Origin of the sequence: Flavobacterium sp. HSC-61S13, assembly GCF_024171535.1 — a bacterium.
Classification (GTDB): domain Bacteria; phylum Bacteroidota; class Bacteroidia; order Flavobacteriales; family Flavobacteriaceae; genus Flavobacterium.
The window spans coordinates 15191-36383 of sequence record NZ_JALJZV010000006.1; the positions used below are offsets into that span (position 1 = coordinate 15191).

At 38.2% G+C, this 21193-nt stretch carries 18 protein-coding genes; 9 read left to right on the plus strand and 9 right to left on the minus strand.

Features of this window, described 5'->3' with window-relative positions; genetic code table 11:
- Positions 1-40: 40 nt before the first annotated feature.
- The 4 genes from L1275_RS07295 to L1275_RS07310 form a co-directional block, all read right to left on the minus strand.
- Positions 41-508 (minus strand): hypothetical protein, encoded by a 468-nt coding sequence (locus L1275_RS07295; protein WP_253471340.1) that lies wholly within the window; start codon positions 506-508, stop codon positions 41-43.
- A 68-nt stretch (positions 509-576) separates the two neighbouring features.
- On the minus strand, positions 577-1062 hold the full coding sequence (locus L1275_RS07300) for a hypothetical protein (RefSeq protein ID WP_253471341.1): 486 nt from the start codon (positions 1060-1062) through the stop codon (positions 577-579).
- A gap of 208 nt (positions 1063-1270) precedes the next feature.
- Positions 1271-2449, minus strand: a complete 1179-nt coding sequence (locus L1275_RS07305; protein ID WP_253471343.1) for an acetyl-CoA C-acyltransferase — start codon at positions 2447-2449, stop codon at positions 1271-1273.
- A 49-nt stretch (positions 2450-2498) separates the two neighbouring features.
- Positions 2499-3092, minus strand: a complete 594-nt coding sequence (locus tag L1275_RS07310; RefSeq protein ID WP_253471345.1) for a TetR/AcrR family transcriptional regulator — start codon at positions 3090-3092, stop codon at positions 2499-2501.
- A 173-nt stretch (positions 3093-3265) separates the two neighbouring features.
- Here L1275_RS07310 and L1275_RS07315 point away from each other — a divergent pair, with 173 nt between their 5' ends.
- Positions 3266-4081 carry a 2,3,4,5-tetrahydropyridine-2,6-dicarboxylate N-succinyltransferase gene (locus tag L1275_RS07315; protein ID WP_253471347.1) on the plus strand — a complete coding sequence of 272 codons (816 nt, stop codon included), beginning with the start codon at positions 3266-3268 and terminating at the stop codon, positions 4079-4081.
- Positions 4082-4146: 65 nt separating this feature from the next.
- Positions 4147-6012, plus strand: a complete 1866-nt coding sequence (locus tag L1275_RS07320; protein ID WP_253471349.1) for an LTA synthase family protein — start codon at positions 4147-4149, stop codon at positions 6010-6012.
- A 95-nt stretch (positions 6013-6107) separates the two neighbouring features.
- Here the strand turns inward: L1275_RS07320 and L1275_RS07325 are convergent, their stop codons facing one another.
- Positions 6108-6782: a hypothetical protein gene (locus L1275_RS07325; RefSeq protein WP_253471351.1), complete on the minus strand. Its 675-nt coding sequence runs from the start codon at positions 6780-6782 to the stop codon at positions 6108-6110.
- A 57-nt stretch (positions 6783-6839) separates the two neighbouring features.
- Between L1275_RS07325 and L1275_RS07330 the strand changes: the two genes are divergently transcribed.
- A complete protein-coding gene (locus L1275_RS07330) occupies positions 6840-7577 on the plus strand; it encodes a glycosyltransferase family 2 protein (protein ID WP_253471353.1) in 738 nt (245 codons plus the stop codon).
- Positions 7578-7923: 346 nt separating this feature from the next.
- The gene (locus L1275_RS07335) at positions 7924-8664 is read left to right on the plus strand and encodes a glycosyltransferase family 2 protein (RefSeq protein WP_253471355.1); all 741 of its coding nucleotides are present in this window, start codon (positions 7924-7926) and stop codon (positions 8662-8664) included.
- Here the strand turns inward: L1275_RS07335 and L1275_RS07340 are convergent.
- Entirely contained in the window at positions 8656-9360 is a 705-nt protein-coding gene (locus L1275_RS07340; RefSeq protein WP_253471357.1) for a polysaccharide deacetylase family protein, read from the minus strand. The two genes, L1275_RS07335 and L1275_RS07340, sit on opposite strands and share 9 nt — an antisense overlap.
- A gap of 79 nt (positions 9361-9439) precedes the next feature.
- Between L1275_RS07340 and L1275_RS07345 the strand changes: the two genes are divergently transcribed.
- The 5 genes from L1275_RS07345 (at position 9440) to L1275_RS07365 (ending at position 17778) form a co-directional block, all read left to right on the plus strand.
- The gene (locus tag L1275_RS07345; protein ID WP_253471359.1) at positions 9440-10168 is read left to right on the plus strand and encodes a hypothetical protein; all 729 of its coding nucleotides are present in this window, start codon (positions 9440-9442) and stop codon (positions 10166-10168) included.
- A 48-nt stretch (positions 10169-10216) separates the two neighbouring features.
- The gene (locus tag L1275_RS07350) at positions 10217-11734 is read left to right on the plus strand and encodes a hypothetical protein (RefSeq protein WP_253471360.1); all 1518 of its coding nucleotides are present in this window, start codon (positions 10217-10219) and stop codon (positions 11732-11734) included.
- A gap of 65 nt (positions 11735-11799) precedes the next feature.
- On the plus strand, positions 11800-15468 hold the full coding sequence (gene purL, locus L1275_RS07355) for a phosphoribosylformylglycinamidine synthase (RefSeq protein ID WP_253471362.1): 3669 nt from the start codon (positions 11800-11802) through the stop codon (positions 15466-15468).
- A gap of 160 nt (positions 15469-15628) precedes the next feature.
- On the plus strand, positions 15629-16867 hold the full coding sequence (locus tag L1275_RS07360) for a DUF445 domain-containing protein (RefSeq protein ID WP_253471364.1): 1239 nt from the start codon (positions 15629-15631) through the stop codon (positions 16865-16867).
- 284 nt (positions 16868-17151) lie between these two features.
- Positions 17152-17778 (plus strand): hypothetical protein, encoded by a 627-nt coding sequence (locus L1275_RS07365; RefSeq protein ID WP_253471366.1) that lies wholly within the window; start codon positions 17152-17154, stop codon positions 17776-17778.
- A gap of 68 nt (positions 17779-17846) precedes the next feature.
- Here L1275_RS07365 and L1275_RS07370 read toward each other — a convergent pair whose 3' ends face one another.
- From L1275_RS07370 to porQ, 3 genes are all read right to left on the minus strand, one after another.
- Positions 17847-19226 (minus strand): nucleoside permease, encoded by a 1380-nt coding sequence (locus tag L1275_RS07370; protein ID WP_253471733.1) that lies wholly within the window; start codon positions 19224-19226, stop codon positions 17847-17849.
- A 133-nt stretch (positions 19227-19359) separates the two neighbouring features.
- Positions 19360-20052 (minus strand): (d)CMP kinase, encoded by a 693-nt coding sequence (gene cmk, locus L1275_RS07375; RefSeq protein WP_253471368.1) that lies wholly within the window; start codon positions 20050-20052, stop codon positions 19360-19362.
- 14 nt (positions 20053-20066) lie between these two features.
- Entirely contained in the window at positions 20067-21083 is a 1017-nt protein-coding gene (porQ, locus tag L1275_RS07380) for a type IX secretion system protein PorQ (RefSeq protein WP_253471370.1), read from the minus strand.
- Positions 21084-21193: the final 110 nt, after the last annotated feature.

Here is a 21193-nt window from a genome sequence, read left to right on the forward strand (position 1 = left end):
TTCACAGCGGCAGGAATTGATCATGTTTAAAACACTCCAGTTATTTATTGAATGCGTTTTTATATTTTGACAAAAAATCGGCTAAGTTTTTCGAATCCGTAGGTTTCATCAAAAACCAGGTTTCATCAACTTTAATTCGACCACCGTCGACCCAAAAAGAAATCATTTGAGAGCCTTGGGTTTCTGATTTTAAATCCAAACTATAATCGGGCGTTTTCATCTTAACCATAATCGCCGTTTCATTCCATTTTTTATCGTATTTAGCTTTTTCCATCAATTGAATAATTGATTCAAAATCATTGGGAATTACGGTTAGCATTTCTGAATCTAAAATCCGTAAATCCATAATCGTAAGCGGTTGATTGATTTTCATTTTGGTATGCTTTTGAGTGGCTATTTCAGTCTCCGTAGCCGGTGTTTTCTTTTTGCAAAGAGCAGCACATGACTGCAACGAGATCGTTGTTACCAATAGCCCTAATAAAGCCCCTGTTCGTAAATATTTTTGCATGATCTGAATGTATTTTTAAAGGATTACAACGCTGGTATTAAATTCATTATAAAATGATTTTCTTTCCCCTATCTACCGCTTTGAGGAACCAATTCCAGTTTAAACTGTGGATTGTATTTCAATTGGTTAACATCCTTAAAAACGACTTTTCCCTCTTTTTCTTCAATATCTCCATACCCTTCTAATAAAGCATTGTCTTCAACTTTAAAAACAACCTGACGAGTGGAGGTCACTCCTTCCGACATAAATAAATATTCCGCAATTAGAAGATCTCCTTCAAAAACCCCTTTGATAGTACCTGTATTTTTATCTTTCTCACTGATATGGTATATAAAAGTTCCATGAACCGAATCTCCTTCTCTGACCACATCCAAAACTAACTCATTGTTGTTTTTTATATGCTGATATAATAATTTGTGGGATTCCGTTGTTTTTCCTTCTGATAACTCCGTTGCAGCTGGGGAGGTAGAAAGTGCAGCTGTGTCTTTTACCTCTTGTTTGCAAGAACTCAACGCAACTACTACAGTAAGTGCTCCAATTATTTTATAATTCATTTTATTTATATTTTGAATTTAATAGTTACAATAATCAAACCTTTTTTACTAAAAACCCAACTTTTTTTAAATTATTTTCTATTCGGAAGTTTTTATTTTAAAACTCGACAAAATGCCATGACGATTACTAAATACGAAGCGATAATCTCGATAATGATTTTCAGCAGTGGATCTGTGAGATAAAGACCTTACTACACCAATTGTCGCATTAGCGTTGCAGGTTTTCGATAATGACCGTTGTAGAACCCCCACCGCCATTACAGATAGAGGCCAATCCATAACGTGCCTTTTGCTGCTTTAAAACTTGGGTCAAGGTAACGAGTATTCGTGCTCCCGATGCTCCTATGGGATGTCCTAATGCTACAGCACCACCGTGAATATTAACGCGGTCTAAATCCAAATTTAAAAGGTTTTGAAGCGACAAAATCACCGAGGCATATGCTTCATTGATCTCAAAGAAATCAATATCTTTTAGGGTTAAATTTGCTTGATATAACGCTTTTTTTATAGAGATAGCTGGAGCTGTGGTAAACCATTCTGGTGCTTGTGCCCCATCGGCATACGCAATAATCTTCGCTAAGGGACTCCATTGTTGTGCCGCTACTACTTCAGCACTCGCTAGTATCAAAACGGCTGCGCCATCATTGATGTTACTTGAATTGGCCGCAGTCAGTAATCCATCTGCTTCAAAAGCCGGTTTTAATAAGGGCATTTTTTCGGGAATAATTTTATAGATATCTTCATCTACCCTAATGTCAATTCGTTCCTTGCCCTTGTAGACCGGTACTGAAATCAATTCGTCATCGAAGCGGTGTTCTAAAGTGGCCTTTTGTGCTTTTTGATAGGATTTTAACGCATAATCATCGAGTTGTTCTCTTGAAAAACCAAAGTGTCTGACACCGATTTCGGCAGCATTTCCCATGTGAAAATCGTGATAAGCATCCCATAATCCATCTTTTATCATCCCATCAGTCAGTGATAAATGGCCTAATTTATTTCCCTTTCTGATCTGGGTATAATGCGGCACATTACTCATGCTTTCCATACCACCAGTAACGACCAATTGATCTAAACCCAATTGAATTTGTTGTGCTCCAATCACAGCCGCTTTTAAACCCGACGCACAGACTTTATTAATTGTTGTAGCATCTTTATCATACGGAATACCCGCTAAAACAGCTGCTTGTCGCGCTGGAGATTGCCCTATTCCAGCACTTAAGCCATTTCCCAAGTAAACGCTTGACACCTCTTCAGGATCGACTTCCAAAGCCGCCAAACTTCCCCGAATCGCGATAGCTCCCAATTCCGGTGCACTACATGTTGACAAATTACCAAGCAATCCTCCGATTGGGGTTCTTTTTGCCGCTACTATAAATACTTCTTTCATAATGATAATTATTAATATACCGATCGGTATTTTTAAATATAAAAAAATTTTAAACTGCTAATTCTTCTTTAATAATCTGCTGTATCCGCTCGACAGCTTTGGCGATATGCTGAGGGTCGTTGGTTATTTTGTTAAGCAATACGCCACCTTGTATCAACATGATAAAGGTATAGGCATAATGCTGCGAGTTAATCGACTCTTGAAATTCGCCTTTTTTAACTCCGTCTTCGATAATAAAAGCAATTCGATTGGCCCAAAGTATAAAACTATGTTGCACCACTCCCCTCAAAAAAGGCAAGTTGTCGTCGGCTTCCACAGCTGCATTCAGCAAGGGGCAGCCACCATTTAACGCAATATCACCCCAATGGTCGACATGGAAATTAAACAGCGCCGTTAGATTCTCTAGGGCGGAATTATCGGCCAACTGTGTTTTCCTCAGGCCTTGAAACACGCGATTTACGTTATAATCGAAAGCTGCCAAAGCTACTTCTTCCTTGTTGGTGAAATTTCCGTAAACACTCCCCTTAGTCAAGCCGGTAGCCGACGTGATATCAGAAATTGAAGTACCGGCATATCCCTGTACATTAAACAACTTTGCCGTTTTTTCTACAATAAAGTTTTTGGTTCTCGTAGCCTTATCCATCTGTTTTTGTTTGTCGTTCAAATATAATAAAAATACCAATCGGTATATTGAAAATAAAATTTAGATTTCCTGATTGTTTTTTTTTGAAGTTTTTGGAATATACTTGTCCTGATATGCTTTAAAAAAAGGTTTTGTATGCGCCTATAATTCTTATATTTGCAAAAACATAAAAAATGGAAAATTTAAGGATTATCATAGAGAACGCTTGGAACGATAGACAACTACTTCAAGACACCGCTACTCAGGATGCCATCAGACAAGTTATTGATTTAGTAGATTCAGGTAGTTTGCGTGTAGCAGAACCTGTAGGTAAGGATTGGCAAATCAATGAATGGGTAAAAAAGGCCGTGGTTCTCTATTTTCCGATTCAAAAAATGGAAACATGGGAGATTGGTATTTTTGAATATCACGACAAAATGCCCTTAAAGAGAGATTATGCTGCAAAAGGCATTCGCGTTGTTCCCAATGCCGTTGCTAGACACGGTGCATTTATAGCTTCAGGCGTAATTTTAATGCCTTCGTATGTCAATATCGGCGCTTATGTAGATGCAGGTACTATGGTTGACACCTGGGCAACAGTAGGAAGTTGTGCTCAAATTGGTAAAAATGTTCACCTTAGTGGTGGGGTTGGCATCGGAGGAGTATTAGAGCCCTTACAAGCTGCTCCAGTAATCATCGAAGAAGGCGCTTTTCTCGGTTCAAGATGTATTGTAGTTGAAGGCGTTCGCGTTGGTAAAGAAGCCGTTTTAGGCGCTAATGTGGTCTTGACAGCATCGACAAAAATCATCGACGTTACCGGTGACGAGCCGATCGAAACTAAGGGTTATGTTCCAGAACGCGCGGTGGTAATACCGGGTTCGTATACCAAAAAATTTCCTGCTGGAGAATTTCAAGTTCCTTGTGCTTTAATCATCGGACAACGCAAAGCATCTACTGACTTAAAAACTTCGTTAAACGACGCACTACGAGAATACAACGTAGCCGTTTAATATTATACAATTACAAAGAACAGCACTTTAAATCCGTGCTGTTCTTTTTTATAAATACTTTTGCAATGAATGCAACAACCCTATCTAGTTTAAAACTTTTTGCCAAACGACTGTTGGTGATTTTGTTTTTTTATCAACTCTGTCGAATCGCCTTTTACATTTATAATTATTCTTTTTTTGTCGATTCGCTCGATTGGAAAGTATGGTTAGGCGGTATGCGATTTGACTTATCCGTGATTGGCTATGTCAATTTACTGTTTGCCTTATTGCATTTGGTACCAGGATCCTTTCAAACGAACAAGTTTTATCAAAAGTTTTTGCTATACAGCTTTTACTGCGTCAATACTTTTGTCATCTCGTTGAACTTTATCGATTTTGAATATTTTAAGTTTATAGGTCGACGCAGTTCTTATGGGATGATTACCGCAAGTGGTATGGAGAACGAGATCTGGGGTTTATTGCAATCGTTTGTTGTCGACTACTGGCAAATACCGGTTTTGATGTTGGTATTTGCTATCCTTATCGGTTTCTCTTTAAAGGCTATTAATTACCGCAGTGTAAATAGTCGCTTTACGTGGGGTGCTTTAGGGATTTGCTTGTTAAGCGTTGCCGTTTTGTTTGTATGCGGTCGTGGTGGATTTCAAAAGAAACCCTTACGCATCGTAGATGCGTCGACTTACAGTCAAATTGGTACTACAGCCCTCGTGCTGAACACGCCCTTTACCGTACTTAAAACCATCGGTAAAAAAGAAACGTTAGAGGATGTTCATTTTTTCTCCGATGAAGAAAGTAATGCTATTTTTAATCCGATTCAGGAGTTTCATCATGAAACCCCAAATAAAAAAAATGTAGTTTTATTGATTTTAGAGAGTTATGGGCGTGAAAATATTCAACGCGGATTAACTCCTTTTCTAGATTCCTTAATTCAAAAAAGTTATTTCTTTGAAAATGGTTTTGCCAACGGAAAACTATCTATCGACGCTGTACCGTCTACCATTTCAAGTATACCGAGTTTGATGAACAACAGCTATATTTCATCGAGTTATTCGGTCAATAAAGTATATGCCTTACCAGAAATTTTAAAGGATCACGGTTATCAAACTGCTTTCTTTCACGGTGCTTTTAATGGAAGTCAAAATTTTGATCAATATGCCGATGTAGCGGGTTTTGATCAATATTATGGCAAAGATGAATACAAAGGTCCCGAATCATTTGATGGGAAATGGGGTGTTTTTGATGAAGATTTTTTACAATTTTTCGCCAAAGAGCTCCAGCAATTTAAAGCGCCTTTTTTTGCTACACTCTTTACGATATCATCGCACGCACCTTTTACGATACCCGAAAAGTACAAAAACAAATTTCCCAAAGGTACTACGCCCATACACGAGTCGGTTGCATATACGGATTATGCTTTAAAACAGTTTTTTAAAACCGCATCTACTATGCCGTGGTATAAGGAAACTATTTTTATCATCACTTCCGATCATACCTCTTCATTCGGTGAGGAACCACAATACAAAAACAATATTGGAAAATTTAAAATTCCTATTTTATTTTTTGCGCCTGGAGATCCTGAGCTCGTTGGTGTGGTCGAGAAAAACTTTCAACAGATTGACATACTTCCTAGTTTGATGGATTACCTTCAGTTGAATACAAAAATCATTAGTTATGGGAAATCCTACCGATCCAACAAAGACTTTGTGGTTAATTATCTCGACAACGTCTACAATTATGAAAAGGGGGATTATTATTTAGCCTTTGATGGTAAAAAAAGTTTGGGACTTTTTAATTGGAAGACAGACCCGCTTTTAAAAACCAACCTGATGGAATCGCACCCAGAGCAACTTAAAGAGATGGAAACTTTCATAAAAGCTTATATACAGTCCTTCAACAAAAGAGTTAGAGAAAACAAACTAACGGTAGAAAAATAAATTCAATCGACTGGAGATCACTGTTTTTACACATCAAAAAACCCCATAATTTTCAAATAAATTATGGGGTTTTTGTATTATAAACACTGAGATTATCAAAAAGTTAATACCGTAGTTCTGTAGGATAAGTTTCTACTTTTGAGCTTTTTTACACGGCCTAAATGCTGCTGTAGTTCGTTTGAGCTTTCTGATTCCAAATACCGCAAATCCGATTTCCAGAAAGAAGCGTTATTAATTTTAAATACCGGTTTAGAAAAAGTAAATGCAGCCCATAAAGCGGCCTTCCACCCCCAATTATACAAGGGATCGTTTATCGAGGACAGTCGTCCACCTCTTTTCTTTAACCATCGGTTTTCAAAAGCAACACCTGTAAAAATGGATTCTTTCTGTATCTCGTTAAAGACGTTTCTCGGGATCGAATCTGCACTTCCCTGCAACCAATACCCCTGTTCGCGATACTGTAAATGTTTGGCAACAAAATCTTGTCGCGGGATTGCCTGAGCGTTTGTAAAAACTAAGTAGTCCGTGTTTACAACGGCATTTACTTCCTTCATCGGTAACTCCAATTCAGAAACTATTAAGTGAATAGGATAAAACACTAGATTTTTAACTTCATCTATTAGGGTTACCACACCAATTTCTGATTGACGAGGCACCACAATAATCAATTCAAAATTGCGATAGGTTTGCGTACAATATCCCCACAATACTTTTTGAAGGCATTCAAGGGAGTGATAGTGACTGATAATTACGGAAACATTTCTTTGCATATTAGAGCAAATATAATGTATTTTCAGTAGATTTGTCTTGAATATTTTCAGTCCCCCATGAAATTAAGTGTTGTTATTTTAACTTACAACGAGCGTGCGCATTTGGAAGATGCTGTACATTCTGTAGCCTTTGCAGACGAAATCATTGTAATGGATTCGTACAGCACTGATGGAACCGTGGAGTTAGCAAATTCACTGCATTGTACGGTCCTTCAACGAAAGTTTGATAATTTTTCGAACCAACGAAATCACGCTATCCCCTTCGCAAAAGGCGAATGGGTACTTTTTCTCGATGCTGACGAACGCATTTCTATCCGATTGCAAGCCGAGATTGTATCTAAAATAAACAAGGGTACAGATCAAGCCTATAAACTGCGTAACCCCCATTTTTTTCTAAATCACTTTCTCTATCACAAAGCCGATCGCGTGATCCGTCTTGCCAAGAACAATCAAATTTACTTTACCGGAGATGTGCATGAAAAATTACAAGTTCCAACAGGAACTGTCGGTATACTCGACAATTATATCATTCACTATACTTATAAAGGAATTTTTCATTTTCTCAATAAAAAAGAGTCGTACGCCTGGTTTCAAGCCGGTGAGTTATTGAAAAAAAGAAAAAAAATATCCTACTTTCATCTCGCTTTTAAACCGTTTTATCGCTTTTTCTCGACCTATGTACTCAAGCGTGGGTTTTTAGATGGCGCTCCTGGCTTTGCCGGATCAGCCGTTGACGCCTATGGCGTTTTTGCGCGATATGCTAAATTGATGTTATTAGAACGCGATCTCAAGTAGTTTTTTTACCTATTTCTATTTCCTTCCTTCTAATCTTTAGTTATAGGTTTGTATCATATAGTCATTATACTTCTTTTAAACTAGTTAACCTTCACTGTTAACCATCTTCTTCTTTTTGATAAATTACAAAGAATACACTAAAACTCACGCAAAATTCACCTAGCAAAACACCTTACACCTAGCTGCAAAATGCAACATATTTAACACCGATTTACTTGATATACAAATAATATATTCCCAAATTTAAGCTAAACACTTGTAAAACATTGTAGATTACATCACAAAAATAATTATGCTTTTGAATTTGATAACTTAATTTTTGCTAAATTTGGGTTTTTATAATTCGATGAAATTAAGCGTTATTATTCCGACATACAATGAGTATTCCTATTTGCAAGATGCGGTGCATTCGGTATCTTTTGCCGATGAGATTATCGTGATTGACTCGTATAGCACCGATGGAACCGAAATATTAGCTGCTTCACTGGGATGTAAAGTAATACAGCGCAAATTCGACAATTTTTCTTGTCAGAAAAATCATGCCATTCCGTACGCCAAGGGTGAATGGATTTTATTTATGGATGGGGATGAACGCATCAGTACTTTATTGCAGACAGAGATACTCGCCAAAATATCACATTCGAGCTCATATAGTGGTTATAAATTGCGTTTTCCGCATTTTTTCTTAAATCGATTTCTCTTTCACAAAGCTGATAAAGTAATGCGATTAGTGCGAAATGAAAACATTCGATTCACAGGAGATGTCCATGAAAAACTTCGCATAAAAAAAGGAAAAACAGCCGTTCTCGACCACTTTGTATTGCATTACACTTATAAAGGTATTTTTCACTTTTTAAGTAAAAAGGAATCGTATGCTTGGTTTCAAGCTGGCGAATTTCATAAAAAGAAAAAGAAAGTAACCTATTACCATTTGGCATTTAAGCCGTTCTATCGGTTTTTTTCGACCTATATTCTCAAGCGTGGTTTTTTAGATGGGACAGCCGGTTTTGCTGGCGCTACTATTGATGCCTACGGTGTTTTTGCCCGCTATGCCAAAGCGATGTTGATCGAGCGCGATTTAAAATAACTTACCAAAACGCAATCTGAACTTAAAGGCACTTAAAGAATTTTGACCTTTAACATCCAATCTCTTGATTTCATAAGGATTTTCAAAAGGGAAACGATTGACTTTATTGCCAATTCTCAATCCGAATTTCATTCCATTTTGACGCATTAGCTTAAAAAACTCTTGACGTTTGGGATCTTTTTTAGGGAAATTTCCATACGGGTAAGCTACAGCTGGATATATTTTTAGCTCCTCTGCATCAATGATCTGATTACAGGCTTTAAAATCGTCGGCAATTTGTTGATCCGTCATATCGGCATAAGGACGGTGTTCAAAAGAATGATACCCCAATTCAATACATTCCGGCAAACTCTTGAGCTGCTCCATATCCATCAAAGGCTCTACACCATTATTCCACTGATCGACTTGTCCAATATATTTAAAGGGGATAAAAAATGTAGCCTTCATCTGATATTTTTCTAATAAGGGTACCGCATAAACCAATTGATTAACAGTAACATCATCAAAGGTTAAAACAATACTTTTAGGCTGAATTTCAACCTGACCTTCGAGTTCCCTAAAATGATAAGTGTGATACCCCTGTTGCTTGAGATAACTCAATTGTTCTTCTAACCTTCGCGTTGAAATCGTCAAATCTCGGGAAACGGTATCTACTGCACTAATATTGTGGTACATCAATATCGGTAACTTTTTCATCTAATAATTTCTTTAATTAATTCCAACAAAATTATTACATTTGTAATGGATTCCAAAACAAGCTATACCTTTATTTTTAATGTCTAAGATAACTGTCATTATTACCCGACACGCCACAGACAAGCAGTCGGATCTGTTTCTAAGCAGTATTTCTATAGCTGATGAAGTGATTATTGTGGATACTTGTGACCAGAATGCATGCAACGACACCCCTTTACCGCCATCGGATTGGATTTTAACTTGTACGCCAGATCAGGAGGAAGCCACCAAGAAAAAGGCTGCGCAACAAGCCTCTAATGAATGGATCTTGTTTTTGAATTTTAATGAAGTCGTCACCTCAGAACTTCAACAAGAGATTAAATCTATATTAATAGATTCCCATGGATTCAGTGAATTCTATACTCGTAAAAAAGGGATGTTTTTTATGGGGAAAATCGCCCGTTTTGGCGGTTATAATGCGCGAAAAAGCCTACTCTTACAACGGCATCCACTGTATCACCAACCCAACGACGGTATTGCCTTTTTAAAAAACCTAACCTTAGATTATAGCTACACTACTTTTGATAATTACAATAAAAAGTTGGATCAACACAGTCTACGCCTAGCCGAGGCCATGCACAGTAGAAATATACGCCCCAATTTTTTTCATTTTACCGTTCGTCCCTTAAACGAATTCATCTACCGCTATTTTGTACAAATGGGTTTTATAGATGGTAAAGAAGGTTTTATACTCGCTTATTTACAAGCCTTTGCCAATTATAAAAAATATCTTTTCCTATGGATGAAATACCGCAAAATCGATTTTTAAAGCTGCTTTAATTGCATTTTTTTGCTTATTTTTACAAAAAAGAAGTATATGCGCATTTATTCTCTATCCTTTCTGTCACTGGTATTGATTTTATTGATTTCGTGTAGAAAAGATTTTGATTTCACCCCCCATGAAGGCAAACTGGCTTTTTCCAAAGACACCATCTATCTCGATACCGTATTTACCAATATTGGTTCGAGTACTTATACGCTTAAGGTATACAACCGTTCGAATAACAACATTAAAATACCTACCATTAAACTCAGCCAAGGTGAAAATTCACAATACCGCTTGTTGGTTGATGGACAGTCGGGCAAGGTGTTCCAGAATGTCGAACTACTCGCTAAAGATAGCTTGTATATCTTTATTGAAACCACTATCGACTACAGCAAGTATAAAAATGAATCCACCACCTATCTATACACCGATCAGATCGAATTTGGAGCAGGTATTTCTACTCAAAAAGTAGCTTTAGTAACCTTGGTGCAAGATGCACATTTCCTCTACCCACAACGCAATGCAGCAGGCGTAGCGGAAACACTACCCTTTGATGGTGAAGAAATTTATGGCTTTTATCTTTCAGAGCGAGATCATAATCAACAGAACACCTTGCATTGGAAAAACGACAAACCCTATGTTATTTATGGTTATGCCGCCGTGCCTACGAACAAAACCTTACAGATTGATGAAGGTGCTCAGATCTATTTTCACGATAATTCCGGTTTATTAGTCTCGAATAAGGCTCAAGTTAACGCTTTGGGTTCGTTGGAGAAACCGATTGTTATTCAAGGTGATCGTTTAGAACCCGACTTTAGCAATATTCCCGGTCAATGGGGTGCGATCTGGTTTACAGTTGGCAGTACAGGCAGCTTGAAAAACACCATAATTAAAAACCCTACTGTAGGTCTTTTAATCAATAAGAACACAGAAACCGTACAATTACACAACGTACAGATATACCATGCTTCGCAGTACGGTATATTGGGTCGAGCTGCAAAGATCTACGGAACCAATGTCGTGGTAGGCAATGCCGGAATTGCATCATTAGCCTGTAGCTTTGGAGGAGAATACGAATTCCTACACGCTACTTTTGCCAATTATTGGAACAAACCCAACCACACAGCAGTTTTAATCGACGATTACGACGGTACACCCGAATTTCAGATTAAAAAGGCAGTTTTCGAAAATTGTATTTTATACAGCAATGCCGCAGAGAGTTTGGTTTTAAAAACCAATAGTACAGCAGAGAATTTCCCGGTATTATTTAAGAACACCCTGATAAAATATTTTCAATTTGGAAGTGGTTCCGAATACCGTTTTCCCTATGATTTTAAAAATCCAAATAGATATAGTGAAATCTATTTAAGCACCGCGGTGGATCTCTTTCGCCCCTACTTCTCTAACATCGATAAAAATCATTTGATGATTACCGACAAGTCGGTTGATTTATTGGGAAAAGGAAATTTGGAAACCGCGCAAAAAGTGCCGTTGGATCTCAATGGAAAATCGCGTATTTCGAATCCTGATTTGGGTGCATATCAGAATATCACATCGCCTAAAGATTAATTTTTTAATTGTCTTTTTTTAAATTATTTTTGCAACTTACAACAACAACTAACACCTACAATAAAATGATTCATTTCTTCGAGAACCCTTCGAAAAAATTCTTTGCCGTTCAGGTACAAAACGAATTGACATCCGAGGATATTACTAAGCTCAATTGGCTTTTTGGTCAAGCTCAAGTTTTAAAAGAAACTACACTTAAAGCAGAGTTTGTTGGCCCTCGTGCCACTATGATTACACCTTGGAGCACCAATGCCGTTGAAATCACTCAAAACATGGGTATTCAAGGAATTCTAAGGATAGAAGAGTTTTACAAAGCCGAAGATTTGCAAGAATTTGATCCGATGCTGTCTCAATCGTTTGCGGAATTAAATCAGAATATATTTTCGATCGATTTACAACCGGAAGCCATTTTAGATATTGAAGATATAGGCGCCTATAACAAACAAGAAGGTTTGGCATTAAACGATGAAGAAGTTATATACTTAGAGAACCTAGCTATAAAACTGGGTCGTAAGTTAACGGACTCTGAGGTTTTTGGATTTTCTCAGGCAAATTCAGAGCATTGCCGCCACAAGATATTCAACGGAACTTTTGTTATAGATGGTGAAGAAAAACCGACATCATTATTTAAGTTAATACGCAAGACCTCTGAAACTCATCCCAACGAGATTGTTTCAGCTTATAAAGATAATGTGGCTTTTGTAAAAGGTCCTAGAGTAACACAATTTGCTCCAAAATCGGCTGATAAACCTGATTTTTACGAAGAAAAAGACTTTGATTCTGTTATTTCATTAAAGGCAGAAACCCATAATTTCCCAACCACTGTAGAACCGTTTAATGGCGCAGCTACCGGTTCAGGTGGAGAGATACGCGACCGTTTAGCAGGTGGACAAGGTTCTCTTCCATTAGCTGGAACAGCGGTTTATATGACCGCTTACTCCCGATTGACTGCAGATCGCCAATGGGAAGAAGGCATGACGGAACGTCCTTGGCTTTACCAGACTCCAATTGATATTCTAATTAAAGCATCCAATGGAGCTTCCGATTTCGGAAATAAATTTGGACAACCGCTCATCACCGGTTCGATTTTGACTTTCGAACACGAAGAGGAATCGCGCAAACTCGGTTACGACAAAGTAATCATGCAAGCAGGAGGAATCGGTTACGGAAAATTAGAACAAGCACAAAAACACCAACCCAAAGAAGGCGATAAAATCGTTATTCTCGGTGGGGAAAATTATAGAATCGGAATGGGTGGTGCTGCAGTTTCTTCTGCAGATACCGGAGCCTTTGGTTCAGGAATTGAATTAAACGCCATACAGCGTTCCAACCCAGAAATGCAAAAACGTGCAGCCAATGCCGTTAGAGCTATGGTAGAAAGCGATATCAATCCAATTGTTTCCATACACGATCACGGTGCAGGTGGGCATTTAAACTGTCTTTCTGAACTGGTAGAGGATACTGGAGGATTAATCGACTTAGATAAACTACCGGTTGGAGATCCTACTTTATCCGCTAAAGAAATTATCGGTAATGAATCGCAAGAGCGAATGGGACTGGTTATTGCTCCAAAGGACATCGCTATACTAGAACGCGTTGCAGAACGCGAACGCGCTCCTATGTATCAAGTCGGTGAAGTAACCAACGATCACCGATTTACTTTTGAATCTAAAAAAACCGGTGCTAAGCCGATGGATTTTGCTTTGGAAGACATGTTTGGAAGTTCTCCGAAAACCATCATGGCCGATCAAACCATCAATAGAGTTTATCAAGAGCTAGACTATTCGACAGCTTTAGTTCCACAGTATTTAAACGATCTTTTACAATTAGAAGCTGTTGCCTGTAAAGACTGGTTGACCAATAAAGTTGACCGTTGTGTTGGTGGTCGTGTTGCCAAACAGCAATGTACGGGACCACTACAATTGCCTTTAAACAATTTAGGCGCTATGGCTCTGGATTACAAAGGAAAGGAAGGAATCGCTACTACGGTTGGCCATGCTCCTATCGTTGCCTTAATCGATCCGAAAGCGGGAAGCCGAAATGCTATTGGTGAAGCTTTATCCAACTTGGTATGGGCTCCATTAAAAGATGGTTTAGCTAGTGTATCCCTATCCGCCAACTGGATGTGGGCTTGTAATAATCCCGGTGAAGACGCTCGACTATATAGTGCCGTTGAAGCCTGTTCCGAGTTTGCTATTGATCTTGGAATCAATATTCCTACTGGGAAAGATTCCCTGTCGATGAAACAAAAGTACCCTAATGATCAAGTTATTGCTCCAGGTACTGTTATCATTTCAGCAGCAGGAAACTGTAATAATATCACAAAAATTGTTGAACCGGTATTGAAGAAAAATGCGGGATCAATTTATTATATCAACCTATCTCAGGATCAATTCAAATTAGGAGGTTCATCTTTTGCACAAATCTTAAACAAGATTGGAACAGAAGCTCCAACCATCCAAGATAGTGCCTACTTTAAGAAAGCCTTTAACGCCGTTCAAGATTTGGTTCAAAACGGACACATTGCCGCAGGTCATGATATCGGTAGCGGTGGATTAATCACAAGTCTTTTAGAAATGTGTTTTGCCGACGTGAACCTAGGTGCAGATTACGACCTAACAGCACTTGGCGAACCCGATGCTATCAAAGCGCTTTTCAACGAAAATATCGCTCTAGTAATTCAAGCTAAAGAAGACACCGCATTTGAACAAGCACTAAAAGGACATGGTATAGAAGCCTTTAAAATCGGTACAGTAAAAGAAACTGCCACCGTTACCTTTAAAAACAATAACGACAATTGGCAATTTAACGTCAGCGAACTCAGAGATACTTGGTTTAAAACCTCATTCCTTTTAGACCAAAAACAGTCTAAAAACGGAATGGCTCAGGCTCGTTTCGACAACTATAAAAACCTGCCTTTACAATTCGATTTCCCAGTACAATTCACTGGTAAAAAACCAAGTATTGACAGTAATAAACCAAGACCTAAAGCAGCCATCATTCGCGAAAAGGGAAGTAATTCTGAACGAGAAATGGCCAATGCCATGTATTTAGCAGGATTTGATGTTAAAGACGTCCACATGACTGATTTAATATCCGGTAGAGAAACCCTAGAAGATATCCAATTTATCGGAGCAGTAGGAGGTTTTTCTAATTCCGATGTTTTGGGTTCAGCCAAAGGATGGGCCGGCGCCTTTTTATACAACGAAAAAGCCAATACCGCTCTTAAAAACTTCTTTAAACGAGAAGATACTTTATCTGTCGGAATATGCAACGGTTGCCAGTTGTTTATGGAATTGGAGTTGATCAATCCCGAACATGCCGTTCACGGAAAAATGCTGCACAACCAATCGCAAAAACACGAGAGTATTTTTACTTCAGTTAAAGTACAAGAAAACAAATCCATCATGTTGTCTTCACTAGCCGGAAGTACTCTAGGAGTTTGGGTATCTCATGGTGAAGGTAAATTCAATTTACCAGAATCCGAAAATCAATATGATATCGTTGCTAAATACGCTTACGACAGCTATCCTGCAAATCCAAACGGATCAGACTATAACACAGCTATGATGTGTGATACAAGCGGTCGCCATTTAGTGATGATGCCACATATCGAGCGCTCTCTATTCCAATGGCATTGGGCAAATTATCCCGATGGACGTCAAGATGAAGTTTCACCTTGGATGGAAGCGTTTACAAATGCTAAGAACTGGATTGACCTCCAAACTAAATAATTTTTTTAAAAAAGCACCTTTTCGGAGGTGCTTTTTTTTTATGCGAATACGTAGATACGCTGATACGCACATGGGCGTATGGACGTATGAACATATAGGCGCATCAGCCTATAGGCCTATAAGCAAAAAAAAGCTATCTTTATAACAAACAAGGAGCTTTATGACTGATAAGAAAAAACAACTCAGAAAACACAAACGCATTGCAACAGGTCTGTTTATCGCCATGATGCTGATTTACTTTTTGATGGTTTTTTTACTGAAGCACCAACCGCAAACGTGGATGAACTACGTTCAAGCATTTTCAGAAGCGGCTATGGTGGGAGCTCTAGCAGACTGGTTTGCCGTTACTGCCCTGTTTCGGTATCCCATGGGACTCAAAATCCCGCATACCAATCTGATCGAAAACAGTAAAAATAGTATCGGTGATAACCTCGGTAGTTTTGTTACAGACAATTTTCTAACCTCAGAGAACATCAGACCTTATGTTGAAAAAATCGACCTGGCACTCTTTGCTGCCAATTGGTTAGATCATTCCAAAAATCAAGACCTATTAGAAAAGGAAATCAATAAAATACTAAAAAACATACTGATCAATCTCGATCAAGCTACTGTACTCGATTTTTTAACAGTTAAAGCTCAGCAAGGAATACAAGCCATACCCGTTCAAAATTTAGTTTCACAAGGCTTGATCTATGCCATTGAAAACAATGAACACAACCGTCTAATCGATTTAATTTTACCCGAAGCCAAAAAATATGTCGAAGCCAATAGAGACGAAATTTACCACAAGGTAACAGAAAAAAAACCCATACTGGGATTGATCGGCGGAAAAGCAGTGACCAATCAATTGATCAGCGGAATCGTTTCGTTCTTTGACGAAATATTATATAATCAAGATCACAAAATTCGAATCGAATTGACCTCTCGCCTGCTCGATCTCACTCAGGAAATCAACAGCTCAGAAGTTTGGAAGCACAAGTTTGACGATATACTCGAACAATTTATCACTCCCGAAAAAATCAATACGTATTTATCAGAGTTAGTCGACACGCTAAAAGAAGAGCTTTTAGATCAATTAAGCGACTCCAATTCTCCCGTGTCAAAGTATATACACAACAACATTAAACAACTGGCCAATCAGCTTAAAAGCGACGAGAGCACCCGATCTAAAATCAATACGTGGGTACAACACAGTGTTTATAAAATGATTTTGAACAACACCCAAGAAGTCGGCAATCTCATCCGCAATACCGTAGGTAATTGGGACGGAAAAGAACTCAGCGAAAAGTTAGAACTCGAAGTGGGTAAAGACCTGCAATTTATCCGAATCAACGGAACACTCGTAGGAGGATTAGTGGGGTTGATCATTTATGTGGTGACGCATTGGATTGTTTCTTAGTTCGTGAGTCGTTATTCGTGAGTCGTTGTTCGTAAATCGTTGTTCGTCGAGGGTTCGCATTTATACTAATAATCAGTATAGTCAGAAGAAATAAATTTAAAAAATCGAGCGATTGCCTATTCACGGTCACACTGATTACGGCTTCCACCAATCACGACTAACGAATCACCAATCACGACTAAAGACTTTCTGTTTGATTTCTGTACAAATAAGATACAAAATATTTTTATAAAAGTGAACATTGGCGTTGTTTTTGATTTTAATGACTTCAAAACCAACATATCATGACTTATAAAGGCTTTTTCACAGCAATTGCAATCACGGTATCCCTTTTAGCTTGCCAGAAAAAAACAGTGTACGATGCAGTCGACATATATCACTCTTTACAACCGACCAAAGAGGCTGAAATTGCTCTAATCGATAAATTAAAGGATCCTAAAGCTTATGTATATCGATCGCAAACCGGTGCTATGTACCGTGCCTATTATCTAATAGACCAAGCCGATAAAAAAGTCATTATACAATCACCCGAACATATTTTTATACTTCCACAAAAGGAAACTTGGGCAAAAGGAGCTATATATGAAAAAAACAAGGTGATATGGGAGGCACAAGACAATCAAATCAGATTCAATTCCGGTGACACCGAAGAGATACTTTATCAAATTAGCCCCATCGTAAAAAATTACGCCAACGAAACCGAACAGATCAAGGTTACCGCGACCTTCGAAAACGACAAAAATTACGTTTTATTGGAACGAAAAGATTTACCCAATGTCAAACTAGCTCAATGTGAACACCATCCACCCAAAATAAAATACTGCAATGATAGTATAAGCTGGGAAGAAGAAAAGGAAAAGGCAGCGCTTACTATACAAGGAATCACTAGTACTTTCGAACAAAAAAATTAAATAGTCCTATAAAAAAAAACGCCGTTTCACTGAGTGAAACGGCGTTTTTTTTATAGTATAACTTTATTTTAATGCTTGATATCCCCTACAGGCGCTCCGACCACGTGTTTGTGTTTAAACATAATGGCAAAGAAGACGGCTATAATCAGCGAATAGATCGCAAAAGACAACCAAATAGACTGCCAGTCACGCAACATCAAATCTTGACTAAAAACACCTTGCGCGGATACAACAATATTATTGTTAGCCAATAAGGAGATCAAAGTAGAATTATCAGGATCTGTTTCCAAATAAGAAGACAAAGCAGTTATATCTTTAAACGGCATAGTGAAAAACTTATCAATCATCCAACCGGAAGTCACACTACCCAATATGGCTCCAAACCCATTGGTCATCATCATAAACAAACCTTGAGCCGATGAACGCATTTTAGAATCTGTCGATGTTTCGACAAATAGCGATCCAGAAATATTAAAGAAATCAAATGCCATACCGTATACCACACACGACATGATAATCATCCAAAGTCCATTTACAGGATCCCCAAAAGCAAAGAGTGCAAATCTCAACACCCAAGCAAACATCGAAATCAGCATGACTTTTTTAATTCCAAAACGCTTTAAGAAAAACGGAATTGCCAATATAAACAAGGTTTCTGAAATCTGAGAGATCGACATAACGATCGTAGAATGCTTGACGACAAAAGAATCTGCATATTTCGGAAACTTCTCAAATTCACTTAAAAATACATCACCGTATGCATTCGTCAATTGCAATGCACCACCAAGAAACATCGAAAATACAAAGAAAATCGTGATTTTATAGTTCGCAAACAATTTAAAGGCATCTAAGCCCATCAGTTTAAAAAACGAAGCATTGGTGTCTACTTCCTTTTTAGGTGGGCATTTCGGCATGGTAAATCCGTATAATCCCAAAAGGACAGCACCTATACCCGCAATATAAAATTGATATTCTGTAGCTTTATTTCCTGTTAAATTCGTCACCCACATCGCAGCAATAAAACCGATGGTTCCCCACACGCGAATAGGTGGAAAATCTTTAACGACATCGAGATTACTCGACTTTAAAACCGAATAGGAAATCGAATTGTTTAATGAAATGGTCGGCATATAAAAACACATCGCCAAAAGCATCACATCAAAAAACAAGGCAGGATCATCTATTTGTGGTAAGTAGAAAAGTGTAGCAGCATAGAGCAGATGCAAAATTCCATATAGTTTTTCTGCGTTTACCCAACGGTCTGCAATGATCCCAGAAAGAGTCGGCATAAAAACAGAAGCGATACCCATAGTACCGAAAATTAATCCAAACTGAGTTCCATCCCAGTGTTTTGTTCCAAACCAATAATTGGCAATCGTTATCAACCACGCACCCCATACAAAGAATTGCATAAAGTTCATGATCGTTAGTTTTAACTTAGAAGACATCATGTAGTAGAGCTATAAAATTTACTGTAAACGTTGTTTAAACGCCTACAGGATCCGTTGTTTGATTTGTAACAATCCGGCAAAAATACCATTTAATCGGTTTCTCACAAAACAAATGCTTGTTAAGTTGTGTTTATTGTTTTGCCAAAACTTGTTTAGCCAGCTCCAAGATTTGCAAAAATTGCGCTTCTTTGTCTACGGTAGTATTGTCAAATTCAATCGCATCCACAGCTTTAACAAGCGGAGAGTCTTCTCTAGAAGTATCGATACGATCGCGTTCCACTACATTTTGGTATACTTCTTCAAAAGTTACTTTTTGACTTTTAGCCACAAGCTCATCAAAGCGTCTTCTAGCCCGAACTTCCGGAGAAGCAGTCATGAATATTTTTAGTTCCGCATCGGGAAAAACCACCGTTCCAATATCGCGTCCGTCCATTACAACCCCTTTACTACGACCAAAACTCTGTTGCTGTTCAACCAGTTTTTTACGCACTTCCGAAATTTGAGCAACCTGACTAACAAAACTAGATACTTCCAAAGTTCTGATGGCCTCCTCTACATTTTTTTGGTTTAAATGGATTTCAGCAAAACCGCGTACGGCATTATATTGAAATTCCAATTGAATTTGATCTAAGGCCTCAATGAGTCCTTCTTGATCAAAATAATCTGCCTTTATCAGTCCCTTTTGCATAGCAAAAAAAGTTACCGCTCGATACATGGCTCCCGTATCGATATAAACATAACCTAATTCTTTAGCTAATTGTTTTGCTAAAGTACTTTTTCCTGTTGATGAATACCCATCAATTGCAATTGTGATTTTTTTCAAAAAAATAGAATTAATTATTGTAAATCTACAGCAAGTCCAAATAGACTGGTGTTGGCTGCGATAGTATGCCTTGAATAAGAATAGTCTAAACGAAATCGATTAAATCGGAACCCAAAACCCGCCGAGATTCCCGAAAAGTGACGTTGATCAACTACTCGGAGCTCCTCTCCTTTCCTAAAGTTATACCCCAATCTCAAATTAAAGTTTTTACCTGGAAAAAGTTCCGCGCCAATAATAAGGTGTCGTAAAGCATTATTAAAAAAACTGACTTTCTCTTCGGTTACCTCGCCCTCGATCGAGGTCTGTGACCGCGATGGATTGGAATACGATAGATCCCATTTATGCAAATTATCTAAGGTGATATGCCAACGAATCGGCACATTTTCCAACTCCTTAGAGACACCAATCATCACGTCTAAAGGCAATTTCTCACGTTCATCGGCATAGGTTGATAGCTGTGCTCCAAGATTTCTAACGGTAAAGGCAAAGTTTAATCGGTTATCTGGATTAACATAAAGCACCCCCAAATCCAAAGCAGCTCCAAACGAATTGTAGGATTCTAAGTTAGACGAAATCATCTTTACATTAGCCCCAACGTGCCAATCTGAGGACACTATTTGATAGGAATAGCCCACCGACAATGCCACTTCACTTCCACTGAAACTTCCAGTTGCTACACCGTTTTCATCATAACCGTCTAAATCGCCATAATTGACATAATTAACACCAATATGAACGTTTTTTTGGTTGTCAAAGGTTTTGGCATACGCGGCAGTACCGTAAGTAACTTCTCCGAAATATTTTCCAAAATTAAGCGATAACTGATTATCCATCGCCGCATTGATAGAAGCAGGGTTAAAAAAAGGCTGATTGACATCAGCATCCCAGTTCGTAATCACCTTACCACCTAAAGCGGCTTGCCTCGGTGAGGGCGTCATGTTTAAAAATTGATAAGTATACTCCCCGCCCACTTGTCCAAAAACCTGGGGTGAAAACGCAATAAAAAGAAATGGAAAAATAAGCTTTTTCATCTTTTAAAGGGGATGTATAGATGGATAATCAAAACGCTAAGATATTATTTTTTTATCAAAGCTTCTAAAAAAAGAGAAGCGCAAAGATATAATCTTTGCGCTTCTCTTTT